The organism is Pseudomonas sp. MWU12-2020 (assembly GCF_023100605.1).
In the GTDB taxonomy this organism is placed as follows: Bacteria; Pseudomonadota; Gammaproteobacteria; order Pseudomonadales; family Pseudomonadaceae; genus Aquipseudomonas; species Aquipseudomonas fluorescens_H.
In genome coordinates, this window is the sequence record NZ_JALMEX010000007.1 from 348,111 (window position 1) to 365,113 (window position 17,003).

The 17,003-nt window shown below is 61.2% G+C and carries 11 protein-coding genes; 3 read left to right on the plus strand and 8 right to left on the minus strand.

The window, feature by feature from the left end:
• Positions 1-38 precede the first annotated feature (38 nt).
• Positions 39-938: a LysR substrate-binding domain-containing protein gene (locus tag M0814_RS18475; protein WP_103485490.1), complete on the plus strand. Its 900-nt coding sequence runs from the start codon at positions 39-41 to the stop codon at positions 936-938.
• Between the two features lie 95 nt (positions 939-1,033).
• Entirely contained in the window at positions 1,034-1,384 is a 351-nt protein-coding gene (locus M0814_RS18480; RefSeq protein WP_003221437.1) for a cupin domain-containing protein, read from the plus strand.
• A 262-nt stretch (positions 1,385-1,646) separates the two neighbouring features.
• On the opposite strand, the gene mmsB is transcribed toward M0814_RS18480, so the two are convergent.
• Positions 1,647-2,534, minus strand: coding sequence for a 3-hydroxyisobutyrate dehydrogenase (gene mmsB / locus M0814_RS18485; RefSeq protein WP_103485491.1), 888 nt, complete (start codon positions 2,532-2,534; stop codon positions 1,647-1,649).
• Between the two features lie 9 nt (positions 2,535-2,543).
• On the minus strand, positions 2,544-4,070 hold the full coding sequence (locus tag M0814_RS18490) for a CoA-acylating methylmalonate-semialdehyde dehydrogenase (protein WP_083367084.1): 1,527 nt from the start codon (positions 4,068-4,070) through the stop codon (positions 2,544-2,546).
• Positions 4,071-4,220: 150 nt separating this feature from the next.
• Here M0814_RS18490 and M0814_RS18495 point away from each other — a divergent pair, with 150 nt between their 5' ends.
• Positions 4,221-5,168, plus strand: a complete 948-nt coding sequence (locus M0814_RS18495; protein WP_007962101.1) for a LysR family transcriptional regulator — start codon at positions 4,221-4,223, stop codon at positions 5,166-5,168.
• Here M0814_RS18495 and M0814_RS18500 read toward each other — a convergent pair.
• From M0814_RS18500 to recC, 6 genes are all read right to left on the minus strand, one after another.
• On the minus strand, positions 5,165-5,620 hold the full coding sequence (locus M0814_RS18500; RefSeq protein ID WP_177434734.1) for an OmpA family protein: 456 nt from the start codon (positions 5,618-5,620) through the stop codon (positions 5,165-5,167). The two genes, M0814_RS18495 and M0814_RS18500, sit on opposite strands and share 4 nt — an antisense overlap.
• 43 nt (positions 5,621-5,663) lie before the next feature.
• A complete protein-coding gene (locus M0814_RS18505) occupies positions 5,664-6,932 on the minus strand; it encodes a diguanylate cyclase (protein WP_103485493.1) in 1,269 nt (422 codons plus the stop codon).
• The gene (locus M0814_RS18510) at positions 6,929-7,504 is read right to left on the minus strand and encodes a YfiR family protein (RefSeq protein WP_003221401.1); all 576 of its coding nucleotides are present in this window, start codon (positions 7,502-7,504) and stop codon (positions 6,929-6,931) included. Before M0814_RS18510 ends, M0814_RS18505 begins: the two co-directional genes overlap by 4 nt.
• A gap of 119 nt (positions 7,505-7,623) precedes the next feature.
• On the minus strand, positions 7,624-9,723 hold the full coding sequence (gene recD / locus M0814_RS18515) for an exodeoxyribonuclease V subunit alpha (protein WP_103485494.1): 2,100 nt from the start codon (positions 9,721-9,723) through the stop codon (positions 7,624-7,626).
• The gene (recB, locus tag M0814_RS18520; protein WP_103485495.1) at positions 9,720-13,409 is read right to left on the minus strand and encodes an exodeoxyribonuclease V subunit beta; all 3,690 of its coding nucleotides are present in this window, start codon (positions 13,407-13,409) and stop codon (positions 9,720-9,722) included. Before recB ends, recD begins: the two co-directional genes overlap by 4 nt.
• Complete coding sequence (recC, locus tag M0814_RS18525) at positions 13,406-16,858, minus strand: exodeoxyribonuclease V subunit gamma (RefSeq protein ID WP_103485496.1); 3,453 nt, start codon at positions 16,856-16,858, stop codon at positions 13,406-13,408. The genes recB and recC overlap by 4 nt, the downstream gene beginning before the upstream one ends.
• Between the last annotated feature and the right edge of the window lie 145 nt (positions 16,859-17,003).

The window sequence follows — 17,003 nt, forward strand, 5'->3', positions numbered from 1 at the left end:
AGGCCCGCCCAGACACCACAAAAACCAGAGGCTGCCCCATGCACTTCGACCTCACCGACCTGCGCCTCTATCTGCACATCCTCGACACCGGCAACATCACCGCCGGCGCCGCCCGCAGTCATCTCTCGCTGGCCGCCGCCAGTGCGCGCATCCGCGCCATGGAAGCCTCGCTGGGCATCGAGTTCCTGCAACGCGGTCGTCGTGGCGTGAGCCCGACACCCGCTGGCAAGGCACTGGCCCACCACGCGCGCATCCTCCTGCAACAGGCCGAACGCATGCAGCAGGATCTGGCCGACTACGCCCAGGGCGTAAAAGGTCAGGTGCGACTGTTGTGCAACACCACGGCGATCACCGAATACCTGCCGGAAGTGCTCGCGGACTTTTTACGCGAGCATCCCAACCTCGACATCGATCTGCAGGAACTGCCCAGCGCCCGCATCACCCACGCCTTGCGCCAGGGCGCAGCCGATATCGGCATCGTCTCCGATGCGGTGGACACCTCCGATTTACAGACCCAGCCCTTTCGCGATGATCCGTTAGTGCTGATCGTGCCGCGGGAACATCCATTGGCCAACGCCGCCGAAGTCAGCTTCAGCGACGCCCTGCACCACGATTTCGTCGGCCTGAGCACCGACAGCGCGCTGGCGATCTACCTCGAAGAACAGGCACTGCACAGTGGCTCGCGCATGCAGGTGCGGATCCGCGCCGACGGTTTCGACGGGGTGATGCGCATGGTCGCCCGAGGTGCCGGCCTCGCCATCGTGCCGCTGGCTGCCCTCGAACGCGCGACGCCGCGCACATTCACCAGCATCGCCCTCAATGAGCCATGGGCGCGCCGCACCCTGATGCTCTGCGCCCGGGATTTCAGCGCCCTGCCGGGTTACGCCAAAGCCCTGCTGCAGGCCTTGACTCCTCCCGAGGGCAAAGCGCGTTTCTGAGCAGCTTGATGTCGAGCACAGACAACTGAGCCCTGTCCGGGCGCTATAGGGTGCGACTTGGTTTCTTGACCATCAGCCCACTGCCCGGAGTTCTCATGACCGCGACTGCCCCCATCACCGTTCTGCGCGACACCCACCCGCTGCCGGTACTCGATGCCTGCAAATGGGAAAAGCTCGAAGGTGACCCGCACACCGTCAACCTCAACGCCTACACCAGCGAAGACGGCAGCAAGATCATGGGCACCTGGATCTGCACCCCGGGCAAGTGGCGGGTCGACTATGTGAAGTGGGAGTACTGCCACTTCCAGGAAGGCTACTGCATCATCACCCCGGACGGCATGGCACCGATCCACCTGCGCGCCGGCGATATTTTCGTGGTTGAACCGGGGATGAAAGGCACCTGGGAAGTGGTCGAGACCGTGCGCAAATATTTCGTCTTCGCCTGACATGCAAAAGATCGCAGCCTTCGGCAGCTCCTACATGGGCAAGATGTACACCCTGTAGGAGCTGCCGAAGGCTGCGATCTTTTTTGCCTCACAAAAAAACCTGTGGCGAGGGAGCTTGCTCCCGCTCGGCTGCGCAGCAGTCGTAAATTCAGTCAATGCGGTTTTTATGAAGAACCGCATTGACCGGGTTTGGGTCTGCTGCGCAGACCAGCGGGAGCAAGCTCCCTCGCCACAGAAGCTCATCCCAGACTTTGATACTTGGTTACTGCGGCTTGCGATAACTGTTGATAATCGCCGAGAAGTCCTTGCCGCCCTCCCCGCGCTGGCTCATCGCCTGATACAACTGTTGCGCCACCGCACCGAGCATCACCGGTTGGTGCGCCTGACGCGCCGCTTCGGTCGCCAGTCCCAGATCCTTGAGCATCAGTTCGGCACCAAACCCACCGGTATACCCGCGCGAGGCTGGCGCCGTTTCGACGATGCCCGGCCACGGGTTGTACATTTCCGAACTCCAGCAACGCCCGGTCGAACTGTTGATGATCCCGGCCAGCACCGAAGTGTCGATCCCCAGCGCATCGCCCAACGCCATGGCTTCACTGACGCCGACCATCGAGATCGCCAGCAGCAGGTTGTTGCAGATCTTGGCGATCTGTCCGGTGCCGACTTCACCGCAATGCACGATGTTGCGGCCCATCTGCGCCAGCACCGGTTGCAGGGTGGCGAACAGTTCCCGGGTGGCGCCGACCATGAAAGTTAGCGTGCCAGCGGTCGCGCCGCCAGTGCCGCCGGAGACCGGTGCATCGGCCATGGCCACGCCTTGTTTGGCGGCAGCGGCGGCCACATCACGAGCAGTCTGCGGATCGATGGTGCTGCAATCCACCGCCGGCACGCCTTTGCCGATACCGGCCAGCACACCATCCTCACCGAGCCAGACGCTGCGCACATGCACCGCCGCCGGGAGCATGGTGATCACCAGTTCAGCGTCTTCCGCGGCTTCACGGGCCGAGGCGCGGATAGTGCCGCCCAGTTGCTCCAGTTCCGCCAGCACAGTCTTGTTCAGGTCCATCAGGTTCAGCGAATGGCCGGCCTTGATCAGGTTGCGCGCCATCGGCGCGCCCATGTTGCCCAGACCGATAAATGCGATTTTCATGGCCAGTCCTCAGCGCAGGTTGATGGTGGTGTTCACGCCGTCGTTGACGCTATCGTCATCGAACCAGCGCGCCGTAACCGTTTTGGTCTGGGTGTAGAACTGCACCACTTGCTTGCCGTACGGGCCGAGGTCGCCGAGTTTCGAACCACGGGAACCGGTGAAGCTGAAGAATGGCACCGGCACTGGAATCGGGATGTTGATGCCGACCTGGCCGACGTCGATTTCCGTCTGGAATTTGCGCGCTGCCGCACCGCTCTGGGTGAACAGGCCCGTGCCGTTGCCGAACGGGTTGGCGTTGACCAGCGCGATGGCCTGGTCGAGGGTGTCAACTTCCAGCACCACCAGCACCGGGCCGAAGATTTCCTGGGTGTAGATCTGCATGTCGGTGGTCACGCCCGAGAACAGGGTCGGGCCGACGAAGTTGCCTTGCTCGTAACCCGGCACCTTGATGTCGCGACCATCGAGTTCAAGCTTGGCGCCTTCCTTGATGCCGCTTTCGATCAGATCGAGAATCCGCGCCTTGGCTTTCTTCGAGATCACCGGGCCGACATCGGTGCCTGGCTCACTGCCGGCGTTGACCTTGAGTTTCTGCGCCAGCGCTTTCAGATCCGGCAGCCACTGCTTCGCTGCACCAACCAGCACCACCACCGAGGTGGCCATGCAACGTTGCCCTGCCGCACCGAAACCGGCGCCGACCAGGGCGTTCAGCGCTTGCTCGCGATTGGCGTCCGGCAGCACCACGGCGTGGTTCTTCGCGCCCATCATCGACTGCACGCGTTTGCCGTGCTTGCCGGCCAAGTCGTAAACGTGGGTACCGACCGCCGTCGAACCGACGAACGACACCGCTTTGATGTCCTTGTGGGTGCACAGGCCATCCACCACGTCTTTACCGCCATGAACCACGTTGAGCACACCGGCCGGAACGCCCGCCTCAATCGCCAGCTCAACGAGAAGCATGGTCGACAGCGGATCCTGTTCCGACGGTTTGAGTACGAAGGTGTTGCCGCAGGCAATGGCCATCGGGAACATCCACAGCGGAATCATCGCCGGGAAATTGAACGGGGTGATGCCGGCGCACACGCCGATTGGCTGGCGCAGGGTGTAGGTATCGACGCCGCCCGCCACGTTTTCGGCGAATTCACCCATTTGCAGGGTACCGATGGAGCACGCGTGCTCGACCACTTCCAGGCCACGGAAAATGTCGCCCTCGGCGTCGGCAATGGTCTTGCCCTGCTCGGCGCTCAGCACCACGGCGATGCGTTTGGAGTGCTCGCGGATCAGTGCCTGCAGCTTGAGCATGATGCGCATGCGCGCGCCGATCGGGGTCAGTTTCCAGGTCTGGAATGCGCGGTGCGCGGCACTGATAGCGGCATCGACTTCAGCGGCGGTGGCGAACGGGACTTTAGCCAGCACTTGCTGGGTCGCCGGGTTGACGATGTCGTGCCACTCGGTGGTCTGCGATTCGACCCACTCGCCATCGATCAGCAGCTTGACCTTCTGGACCGTGGTTTCGTTGGGCGTAAGCGATGCGTTCATGCTGGTCTCCGAAACTTGTTTTTATCGTAGGAGCCAAGGCGAAAGGGTTCGCCTTGAGATGAGGCGTGTGTCACGAATTGGTTGTCGGACTGTTTTTGGAGTATAGATGTGCAAACTTCTAATAAGAACGCACATATAAGCCCGTCCATCATGCAAAAAAACATCACCTCCCTGGGGTCGCTGAACTGGGACGACCTGAAGTTTTTCCTCGAAGTCGCCCGCACCCGCAAGGCCAGCACCGCGGCCAAACGCCTGGCGGTGGACTACACCACCGTGTCGCGGCGCATCAGTTCGCTGGAAGCGGCGTTGGGTACATTGCTGTTCGAAAAATCGCGCACCAGCGGTTTTGTCCTGACCACTGAAGGCCAGCGTTTGCTGGGCTATGCCGAGTCGATTGAAAGCACGTTGCACATGGCTTGCGAGCAGGTCTCGGGTTCCGGCGTGGCGCTTTCTGGACATGTGCGCATGGGCTGCACCGAAGGTTTCGGCAGTTTTTTCATCACCCCGCAGCTGAGCCACTTCGTCGACGCCTACCCGGCGATTTCGGTAGACATCCTGCCGCTGCCGCACTTCATCAGCCTGTCCAAGCGCGAAGCCGATATCGTCATTGCCCTGGAGCGCCCGGAGCACGGCCCGTACGTGTGCTGCAAACTCTGCGACTACCGCTTGCAGCTCTACGCAACCCAGGACTACCTCGACCAGCACCCACCGATCCGCCGCCCGGCCGATTTGGGCAAGCATCAATTCATCAGTTATGTGGATGACCTGGCGTTCAGTTCGGAGCTGCTGTACCTGGCGAACGTCCTGCCCGGCGCCAGCGCAAACCTGCGCAGCACCAGCGTCATCGCGCAGTTCGTCGCGGCGCAGCAAGGGCGTTCACTGGCGATTCTGCCGTGCTTCCTCGCCGCGCAGGATCCGCGCCTGCTGCCGGTGCTGCCCGAGGAAATCGATATCACCCGGCAGTTCTGGATGTACTGCCGGGAAGACCTGCGCAAATTGAAGCGGATCACCCTGTTGTGGGATTACATCCGTGAGGTGACCGAGCGTAATCAGGGTCTGCTGATGGGGCAGACCCGCGAGATGCGGTTTGCCGATTAATCGGCGCTGACCACAATCGACACCCGGCGATTCTCGGTGCGTCCGGCGGACGTGTTGTTGGACGCCACCGGCTCGCTGCTGCCGAGTCCGCGCAGCTGGATGTTCTCTTCCTTCATGCCGACGGTGGTCAGCACTTTGGCCACACTCTTGGCACGGCGCAGTGACAATTGCTGGTTGTAGGCCTCTTTGCCCGAGGCGTCGGTATGACCGTCGACGCGCACTCGCTCAATGCCGACACCCACCAGCGCCTTGCCGATGCGTTCGACGATCTCGGTGCTCTGCGCGTTCAGGCTTTCGATATCGCTGCCAAACAGCACTTTGCCCGACAGGCCGAATGCCCAACCCTCGTCGGTCGGCTCGAAGCCCTGTTGTTTGAGTACGGCGATCTGCGCCGGGGTCAGGCCTTTTTGCGGTGCGGTCTGGCACCCGGTCAGCGCCAGTACGGCGATCATCAGCAAGGCGGAAAACAGTCGAGCGGGAAATGTGAACACGGAATCAGCTCCTGGTTTGAAGATTGACGACCGGGCTCTCCGTCCCGGCAGTGGATTGAGCGCCACGCGACAGGCGCTTGGCCTGATACATCGCCGCGTCGGCAGCATTGAGCAAGGCACCTGGCGTGGCACCATGATCGGGGAAAACGGCAATGCCGATACTGAGCGACGTCACCACACTGGTGTCACCCGGCAGCGCGATGGGCATGTCCATGCTGGCGAGAATCTTGTCGGCGATGCGCTCGGCGTCTTCGATCTTGTGCAATGGCGCGAGCAGCACGGCGAATTCATCGCCCCCCAGCCGCGCCACCAGATCCTCTTCACGCAGTTGCGCGCGCACCCGATTCGCCACCGCCACTAGCACGGCATCGCCAGCGGCGTGACCGAAGTTATCGTTGATGCCTTTGAAGCGGTCGCTGTCGAGAAACAGCACCGCCGCCCGCTCGTTGTGCTTGCCGGCATTGCGCAAGGCGCGAATCAACCGGCCTTCGAAAAACGCCCGGTTCGGCAGGCCGGTGAGGCTGTCGTGGCTGGCCTGGTGGGCGAGGGTTTCGTTCTCGCTTTGCAGGTGGGTTTGCCAGGATTCGAGTTCATCGAGCAGGGCATTGAAGTCGTTGCCGAGGTTGTCGAGCTCGGCGATCTGCGCCGGCGGTACCCGTCGATCCAGCGCACGCTCGCTGCGGGCGGCGTGGGCCACCGCCGCGAGGCTGCGAAGAGGACCGGTAATGCTGCGCAGCTGTCGGCGCGCCAGATACAGCGCGACCCAGGCACTGATCGCGGTACAGAGGATGATTCCCGCCAGACCGCTGAGCAAAAAGCGCATGAGGCTGCCGCCGTGACCAACCAGCAGAATGCGCCCGATTTCACGATCCTGATGCAGGATCGGCAGGCTGATGGGCTTTTCCAGAATAGTGCGGGCGGCCTGCATTTCCAGTTCGGAGAACAAGCCGTTCTCGGGCCGCTGCCAGCGTGCCAGCAACTGGCCCTGCGCATCGAAAACCTGAGCATCCGCCACTTCCTCGGTGGACGCGATCAACGCCAGCGCTTCGGTAGCGGCAGCCTTGTCGTTGAACACTACCGCCGCTTCCACGGTGTAGCTGATCGAGCGCGCAATCAGGTGCAGGTTGTGATCGGCGTAGACCCGCAGCGCGAGAACGCCCAACAGGGTCAGCGACACACTGGCCATGGTCACGGCCACCAGCGCGACAATCAAATGTCCACGGCCGATGACCGAGCCCAGTGTCGGACGGGTTCTGGAACGGAACAGTTTCATGGCGCCGCCGGTTTGCGGCGCGACAGCTGCAGTACGCTCGGGTGGATGCGTACGCCGCTGCGGGCTACGGAGTCGAGATTGACCTCGAAGGACACCTGCTCATCGCCGACGCGCAGGCAGAACAGGCTGCCAACCGTGCACTGATCGCCACCTTCGCTGATGCTCAGCACCGGATGACCGATCAATGACGTGAACAGCCGACTGCGTTCATCTGTGGTGAGTTTGCCGATATACACCGCATCGCATTCGCTGACGATGGCCGGGTTGTCGGCCAGCAGGCGACGCACGGTGACCGGCCGGCCAGTGGCTTGTGTGGTGCCTTTGACCAGATCGTCGGTGTACTCGGTAGGCCCGACAATACACAGGCGCAACTGCGCTGGCTCGACCGGCCAACGAGCGTAGCTGAGGATGCCAAGCACGACTTGCGTCACTGACTGGGCGCGTTGTTCGGCCATGCTTGCGGGCGTCTGTGGCTGCGCAACAGCAACGCCCGTCAGCAAACAGAGCAGACTGACAAGCAATGCGTGCTTGCAGCGAACCACGCGCTCTGTCGCCCAGACTGCCACCTTCATGCAGGGATTCTCTTGGATCGTACCGAAATGATGCCGCAACGATAGCACAGCGGAGTAACACCAGCGAGACAGTGCCCTCTGACCGGCTGGTCAGTAACCGCCGCCAATCGCCAGATCTTTCATCCCCGAGTCTCGCTACCCTCCTCCAATTCCAGCATCAATCCACTGAGGCGTTTGACCTTGCGTTGCACGGCCTCTTCGAACACGCCTGCGCGAGGCTCGATCAAGGTGAACCAGTTTTTCGCGCGAGTGATCCCGGTGTAGATCAGTTCCTTGGTCAGCACCGGATTCAGGGCATCCGGCAGGATCAGTGCGGTGTGCGCGAACTCCGAACCCTGGGATTTGTGCACGGTCATGGCATACACCGTTTCAACGTCGTTAAGCCGACTCGGCAGCACGAAGCGCACGCCGCCCTGGCCGTCGTTGCGCGGAAAGGCCACGCGCAATACCGGTTTACCGGCGTCCGGCCCTTCACGCTCGGGCAGCTTGAGCGCAATACCGATGTCGCCGTTCATCAGGCCCAGGCCATAGTCGTTGCGGGTCATCAACACCGGGCGGCCTTCGTACCATTGCTGGTCATGTTCAATCAGGCGCGCTTTGAGCAAGGCTTCGGTAATCCGCAGATTCAGCCCTTCGACACCCCAAGGGCCCTTGCGCACGGCGCACAACAACTGGAACGCGTCGAACGCCTGCAGTACGTCCCGTGCCCAGTTGATCCAGTCCGGATGCTCCAGCGGTCTGCCCGCCGGAGGGCGTTGATTGCGCAGCACGCTCAGATAGTGGCGGTAACCCTGTGGCCCGTCGCCATGGCCTTCGAGCAACAGCCGCTCCAGCTTGTGATCATGTTCGCCCTTGAGCGGCAGGGAAAACACATCGTCGTAGTGTCCGGCCGCCAGCAACTGGCGCGCCTCATCCGGCAACTGCTGATTGACCCGCCGCGCCAGTTGACCGATGCCGCTGCCTTCACCGAAACGCCGGGAGTGGCGCAGCATCACCAGTTGCTGCGCCAGGGGATGCGAACCGTCGTTGTCTTCGTGCAAACCGCTTTTCTGCAATGACTCACCACTGACCGACTCCAGCCATTGCCGGGTCTGCGAGTTGTACCAGCCAGCCTCGGCATCGCGGCACAGATCGCCGAGCACCGCACCCGCCTCCACGGAGGCGAGCTGATCCTTGTCGCCAAGCAACACCAGACGCGCATGCGCCGGCAAGGCATCAAGCAGATTGGCCATCATTTCCAGGTCGATCATCGACGCTTCGTCGACCACCAGCACATCCAGCGGCAAGCGGTTGCCGGCATGATGACGAAAGTGTCGGGTACCGGGACGACTGCCGAGCAGACGGTGCACGGTGGTCACGTCGCAGGGGATTTTCTCGCGAACGGCTTCGGCGACCTTCAGCGACTGCACCTGCTGGCTGATGGACTCGGTCAACCGCGCAGCGGCTTTGCCGGTGGGTGCCGCCAGGCGAATCCGCAGCGGCTGACCGGCCTCCACGGCAGGTGCCTGGAGCAACGCCAACAGGCGCACTACTGTGGTGGTCTTGCCGGTACCCGGGCCACCCGTGATGATGCTGAAGGCTCCACGGGTCGCAAGGGCGCAGGCGAGTTTCTGCCAGTCGACCACCGCATCCGGCCTGACGGGGCCGAACAACTCATCAAGTCGCTGGGGCAGGTCATCGGGCGGCGTTTCACCTTGAGCCAGGCGTGTGCGCAACGCCCGGTCAATACGGCGCTCATAGGCCCAGTAGCGCCGCAGATACAGACGCTTGCCGGACAACACCAAAGGTCGCTGCTGCGCGGCCTCGCTGGTGTCCGCCGCCAGCGCAACCAGAGAACTGCTCGCCAACGCCTTGCACCAATGGCTGCCGTCCAGTGTTTCGAGCAACTGTGAAGGCAGCAGCAATACGCCACTCTGCACATCGCCTTCGGGTGGCAGCGACAGCGCGAAATCCGGAGCTTTGAGGGTTTCGAACAGATCCAGACACACATGCCCGTGCCCCAACTGATGGCTGGTCAGCGCGGCGGCGAGCAACACCAGCGGATCAGACTCGGGCGCGAGTTCGTGCAGAAAGGCCACGAAGGCCTTGTCCAGCGACCGCAGCCAGCCTCGCTCGACCCAGCGATCCAGCAACAGCAGTAGATCTGCAGCACTCGTCAGCGGCGCCAGGCTCGACGCGTGGTCGATACCCGATGACAGATCGGCGAATGTACGGTTCATAGCAGGACTCCCTGTTCCCATGCGGGCTCGGCCTTGGGTTCCGGCTTGCCCTGGAACAGACGATCCAGCCGCTCGATCAGCTCACGCGGCGGGCGCGCGAAATACACGCCGCGACTGTCAGCCCGGGTTCCCCGCAGGAACACATACAACGCACCGCCGACATGTCGGTCGTAATCGTAGTCGGGCAGCCGCGCCTTCAATTGCCGATGCAATGCCAACAGGTACAGCACGTATTGCAGGTCGTAACGGTTGTCGAGGATCGACCGTTCCATGGCTTGCTCGGTATAGGCCGCATCGTCGACGCCCAGCCAGTTGGATTTGTAGTCAGCGACGTAATAGCGCCCCTCGTGTTCTAAAGTCAGGTCGATGAAGCCCTTGAACATGCCGTTGAGTTGTACCGGCTCGGCGGCCACCCGGGCCACACCGTTGTGGGTGTACTGGCGCACCCACTCATCGAGCTTGAGAACATCGACCTTGTGGCTGGCGAACCAGAATTCCATCTCGACGCGGTACTGTTTCAGTTGCTCAAGCACGACCGGAGGCTGTCCGCTACCAGTCGGCAACGGGGACTTGAGCAGGTGATGCAGCCAGTCACTCAGAGTGGTGATCCAGCCTTCCCAGCCGCGCAGGTTGCAGCGTCGGCCAATCGCATCCTTGATCGACTCGTAGGGAACGGCAAAACCTTCATCGCCAGCCCACTCCAGCAAGCCGTGAAGAAAGGTGCCCGGGTTGGGTCCACGGGGGAACCGATGGATATCGGCGCCGCCGGCCACGATATCTCGCGGCGCATCCGGATCGAGGCGCTCATCATCAAACAGTTTTTGCGCTTGCGGACTGTCTGGCGCCTCATCACTGCCAACACTCAACACATCACTGATGCGCAAGGCACTGTAGGAGGCAATCCACCAGTTCTCGCTGGCCTTGCGCTTTGGTACCAATGTGGCACTGAGGATCGCTTCATTGCACTCGGGACGATAAGTCTCCTGCCTGGCCTGCGGCATTTCACCCAGGTTTATTGCCGGACAGTCTTGCTGCAGATCCAGCAACCAACGGCTCAAGCCGGTTGATTCATCCAGCCTTGCACCGCCACCCAGCAGATAGCCAAGCGCCGAAAGATGAAGCACCGAACTGTTGTTATTACCGCGTTTGAGATCCGTTACACCCAGCCAGCATGCATGCTGTGCGCGAGTCAGGGCGACGTAGAGCAGTCGCAGATCTTCGGCCAGACGCTCATCGTCTGCCAGGGCGATCAACTCGGCAGTCGGTTTCAGCGTCACCTGAGCCTTGCCCGAGGCATCGTGGTAATGCAACGGCAAGCGACTGCCATCCACCGGTTTTGCCGAGCAGATGAAGGGCAGGAACACCAATGGATACTCGAGCCCTTTCGACTTGTGGATGGTCACTACCTTGACCAGTTGCTCGTCGCTCTCCAAACGTAATATCTGCTCTTCACCGGCCTGACCGGACAACGCCAGAAGTTCGGCCAGATGACGAATCAGCGCTTGCTCGCCATCGAGTTCCGCTGCGGCCTGCTGCATCAGCTCCGACAGGTGCAAGAGGTTGGTCAGCACCCGCTCGCCATCACTGCGTGCGATCAGGGTCTGCGGCAAGTGAAAGTCGTGCAGCAGACGCCGCAACATCGGCAACACGCCTTGCTTGCGCCACAGCTCGCGATAACCACGGAACTGCATGACCCGGGCCTCCCAGACCAACTCGTCCTGATTCAGTCGCTCCAGCTCAGCCAGAGGCAGATTGAGGGTGATGCAAGCCAGCGCGGCCTTCAGTGAACGCTCGACATCCGGCTCGGCGCAGGCCTTGAGCCAGGACAGCAGATCGTGCGCCTCCTGGGCGGCGAAGACCGAGTCCTTGTCAGACAGATAAACGCTGCGCACCCCACGGGCAGCAAGCTCTGCGCGTACCGCCTGAGCCTCTTTGCCGTCGCGCACCAGAATCGCAATATCGGAAGGCCGCAAGCCCCGGAAGACCTTACCTTCCTGAACGAATCCCGCGGCACCGGTTTGCCCGCCATTGAGCAACGCCGTGATCTCACTGGCACAGGCCGCCGCCAACTGCTGGCGATAGACCGCGCCGGACAGGGGCTGATCGGTGGACAACTGCCAGATATTCAGCGCTGCGACATCTAGCCCGGCGATCTGCAATCGCTCTTTGCGTCCCTGAGACTCAACCGGCTGAAAGGGAACCGGGTTTTCCCCGTTTTTTTCCCGAAACAAAAACGCGCCGCGTCCCAGATCACGGGATTCGGCGCGTTCGAATACATGGTTGACCGCACTCACCATGCCATGGCTGGAACGGAAATTGGTACCCAGCGTATGCAGGCGGCCGGTGGTGGCCTGACGCGCACGCAGGTAGGTGTAGATATCGGCGCCACGGAACGCGTAAATCGCCTGTTTGGGGTCGCCGATCAGGAACAGACCGGTGTCCGGACTGTTGTCTTCGATGCGGTAGATGCTCTCGAAGATCCGATATTGCACCGGGTCGGTGTCCTGAAACTCATCGATCAGGGCAACCGGAAACTGTTCGCGGATTACCGCCGCCAAGCGCTCGCCGCTGTCGGATTGCAGCGCAGCATCGAGGCGCAACAGCATATCGTCGAAGCCCATTTCTGCGCGACGACGCTTCTCCTCCTCAAAGCGTGCACCCACCCATCTCGCCGCATGCTGCAATACAGCAGCATCGGGGGTCGGCAATGCGTCGAGGCTCGCCTTGAGCCCCGGCATCGCGTCCAGAGCAGGATGACTCGGTGCCTGGCCCTTCCAGGCTTCGGCCATCCCGTCCGGGGTCAATCGGGTGAAGCCGGTGCCGATATCCAGTTGCTCCATGGCCTCGTCTTCAGCCCAGGCCTTGAGCTTTTCGAACCAGGGCTCAAAGTAGCGCGCCTGCATCTTGCGCCCGTCGACGGCTTTGCTCGCCACACCCTCGTGACAGATCATCAGCAGTTCATCTGCCCACTGCCGCCAAGGCATCTTCAGCTCGAGCAACGCGGCACGCCGTTCTTGCAGACACTCTTCGATCAACTGCGCAGGTGCCTTGCCTTCGTCGCTGTCGCGCTCACTGCCAAACAGACCTCGCACTCGCGGCAACAGCGCTGCCGGTCCGCCCCAGTTTCCACGAACCCAATTCAGCGCGTCGCCCTGCATCGGGTAACAGAACAGTCGCCAGTAATCGCGCAGCACTTCGCCAAGCAGATCGCTGTGATCGGTTTCCAGGGACTGTGTAAACAGGCTGCCGCTGTCGAACGCATGTTCGCGCAGCATGCGCTGGCACCAACTGTGAATGGTCGAGACGGCCGCTTCATCCATCCATTGCGCGGCGATGTCCAGGCGATTGGCGCAGCCGGGCCATTGTGACGGATCAAACTGTTCACGCAGTTCCGCGATCAGTCCGTCCGGTGCGGGAGTTTCTTCGCGGAAATAGCGCGCTGCCTCGGCCAGTCGCGTACGGATTCGTTCACGCAACTCTTTGGTGGCGGCATCGGTGAATGTCACCACAAGAATCTGCGGTGGCAATAGTTCTCGCCCGAAGCCGTTCAACTCGCCGCCGTGCCCAAGGATGAGACGCAGATAGAGAGCAGAAATGGTGAAGGTCTTGCCGGTGCCGGCACTGGCTTCGATGAGTTGAGTGCCGTGCAGCGGGAATGCCAGGGCCAGCGGTGTCCTGGTACTCATGTGCGTGCTCCATCGCTGTTCAAGGAACGCCACGGCGCTTCATACAAGGGGCGATACAACGCGTCGCACCAACCGGGAAAAGTTTCGTCCGCCATCAACGCATCAAAGTCAGCGAATTGTCGGGAGAGCGCAGGGCTCTCGCGGCGTTCACCTTCGCTGTTCTGGCCGTCACCTTCGTAGGCTTTACGGGCAGCAGCCTCGGCCTTGAGCGGGTCAGTCTGAGTAAGCCAGGCGAAGGCCGTTTTTACCGCAATCGGCAATGGCTGGCGCATGCCGGCCTGCCAGGCGAGCAGCAGATCACCAAGGAAACGAACCGCTCTATCCTGCTCCATAGGCTCAAGCAGAAGGGTATCGTCACTCGCCACTAACGCGGTGGTCAGCAAGAGTCCGCTGGCGCAGGCTACCAGGTGATTGACCCAGGGCTTGGTCAAGCGATGCCATTTTCGACTTTTGATCGAGCCGATGCTGTTGGGGATGGTCGTGACTGATAACACTCCACCGTCAGCGCGTTGATGCAAACCGGCGAGCCAACCATCAACACGCACGCCCTGTAACTCAAGATTGATCGGTATCGCACTGGTCAATGGCGTCGGCCACAACGCCAGTAGTTGTTGGTAACGCTGCAGCAAATCCGGCAACGGCTCGATCAACTCCCTCTGGAGGCATTCCCCGAAACCGGCCATCGGCAGCAATCCACTGTTCTGCAAACGCCGAGCCTGATCTTCGAGCGCCCGATCGATATTGTCCGGCTGCCGGAGTGCAGCTTCGAGCAGACTGTCGCTCAGCATATAGCGCTGCAGTGCGTCCAGCACAAAAGGTTCTTCGTCAGCCAGGGGCGCCTCGGCGGCCTCGAAATACACTTTGAGTCGCTGAGTGAAAAAGTGCCGGGCCGGGTTACCCAAGAAATCCTGTAGAAGGGGCAGACTCAGTGGCTCTTCCTGAACATGAGGCGCGAGTAGCTCGGCCTCATGCAGTGGCTCATGGGTCTGGTGCAAAACCTGCCACTCGCGGGCATAGCTGAATAGCTGATCGCCTTCATGGAAATAGCGCGAGCTGAACGGTTGGAGCGGATGATCCTCGGTCATGGCACTCAACAGATCCTGATGCTCGTCGATGAGCCGCCAGCCACTGGCGAGGTGGTCACGCAACTGGCCGATCAATACCGAAGCTGGCCGCTCACTGTTGTCACGGATGCTCCGTCCGACCCAACTGATGTACAGCTGACAGCGCGCAGACAGCAGCGCTTCAAGCAACAGATAACGATCATCCTCGCGCCGGGAGCGGTCCCCAGGCCGGTAGTCGCTGCCCATGAGGTCGAAGTCCAGCGGCGGTTGCGCCCGAGGGTAATCGCCATCGTTCATCCCCAGCAAACAGACAAGCTTGAACGGGATCGCACGCATGGGCATCAGCGTGCAAAAGTTTACTGCACCGGCAAGAAAACGCTGGGACAGGCGCCCCTGATCCAGTCCCGCGAGCCAGGCTTCTCGAACCACCGTCAACGGCAATTCTTCTACCAATCCCACAGATTCACAGGTCTGCAGCCAGGTCTCGCGCAGCTCCTCAAGTTGCGTGAGCAGATAATCGTCGTGCTCGTTGCTGGCCTTGAAGAACAGCTGCATCAGCACTTGCAGTCGCTGTCCCCACACCTTGGGTTGAGCAGCCTGAGTGAGCTCATGATGGGCCAGTTCCAAGGCATCCAGCAGCGCAACCAAAGGCCCGATCAACGCGGCATCCAGACCACCGATTTCATCGTAGGGTTCTATACCTGCGCAGGCATTGGAGCTGCCGACCGCGTACCCGAGCAACATTCGCCGCAAGCCGAAATGCCAGCTGTTTTGCTCCAGCTCATCCGGCAAGCCCAGACCGGCACGCTGCTCGGCGTTCATTCCCCAGCGCACTCCCGCCCCTTCGATCCAGCGATGCAGAGTCGGCAAGTCGCGCTCCTGCACGCCAAAACGGGCACGTAATGCGGGAACATCGAGCAGGTCGAGGATCTCACTGACCGGAAAACGACTGTCCGGCAACTTGAGCAGATGTTCGACCGCAATCAGCAATGGGTCGCGGCCGCGCTGGCCCTGGTCGGCCAGGGTAAATGGAATGAAGCGTGGGTCGTGCCGATCCAGTTGGCCAAACACCGCCCGGATATGCGGCGCATAGCTGTCGATGTCGGGCACCATCACGATTACATCCCGTGGACGCAGATCCGGATTGGCACTGAAGCGTGCGAGTAACTGGTCGTGGAGGATCTCCACTTCGCGCTGTGCACTGTGGGCTATGTGAAAACGGATCGACTCATCCTGCGTCAGGTCGACGGCGGGCCAGTGCTCACGCGTTTCATTGAGTGGCCGCAACTCGAGGATATCGTCCTGAAGTTGATTGAGCAGGTTTTGCGGCTGCGCTTCGCTGAACAGGTCGATGCGTCCGTCACGGAATGCCGCACGATAGCTGTTGGGGTCATCATAACTGTCGAGCAGATTAATATAGTCGCGACCTTGTTTACCCCAGGCGGCGAGCAGCGGATGAGCGTGTTGGTGCAGCGCTTCAGGATCGAGCGCGGCCGGCATGCCGGTCTTGCGACTCTGACGCTTGTATTGATGGCGCAGCAGATCCTTGTCGGCGACGATATCGGCCCAGTGATGTCGACAAGGGTTGTGCACACACAACAGCACCTGGCTGAAACGTGCAAGCCCGGCCAATGCTTCAAGCACCTGGGCCGGCAATGATGAGATGCCAAACACAATCACTCTCGAGGGTAGCCCTGCAGGAGCATGCTCAAGAGAGTTTATGCGCTCGATAAACCGCTGGTGAACGCCGGCCCGGCTCTGAGCCATACCCTGCTCACCGACATCCACCAGCAGGGCACGCCACAATTCAGCCTGCCAGCAACTGACCGGGGGCAGTGGCTTTACCTCACCTCTGACATTGCGTAGCTGGTGCCGGCCTACGGCCCAATCCTCAAGCCAGTCGGCTCGATACACTTGATACTGGTCAAACAGGTCTGCCAGGCGTTCGGACAACTGGTAGCGTTTACGCAAATCGGTGTCATGGGTGAGGAAGCGTTGTAGCGGCTCGAAATGGGGGCGCTCAATAACTTGCGGCAACAGACGCATCAGTCGCCAAGTCAATGGAGCTTTGTCGAGCAGAGACTTGGCCGGAATTTCTTCTCGGCCCAGCACCATACGGTAGAGCTGCCACATGAAACTGCCGGGGAGCTGCACATCGATCGCAGCGGCTATCCCGCAACCACCGAGGTCGCCCCCTTCAGGGTCTTCCGCCAAGGCCAGCTTTAGCCATTGGGCGATACCGTTGCTCTGCACCAGAGCGATTTCGTTCTCCAAGGGCGCCAATGGATAGCGCCGCATAATGCTGACCACCAGGCTGCGCAGTTCGTCCAGACTATTGCTCTGAACCACCATGAATGCAGCATTGAGGGACGAGGCGTCCGGCATAAAAGCTTCCTTGGAAAAGTACAAAAGCCAGGGCAGAACCTTAGCACTGTCGACAGGCTGTGACAGCCGGAAGGATCTACCGCGTGCTGTAGGAACTTTCCTGCGGGCAAAACAAAACCCCAACTGCTTTCGCAATTGGGGTTTC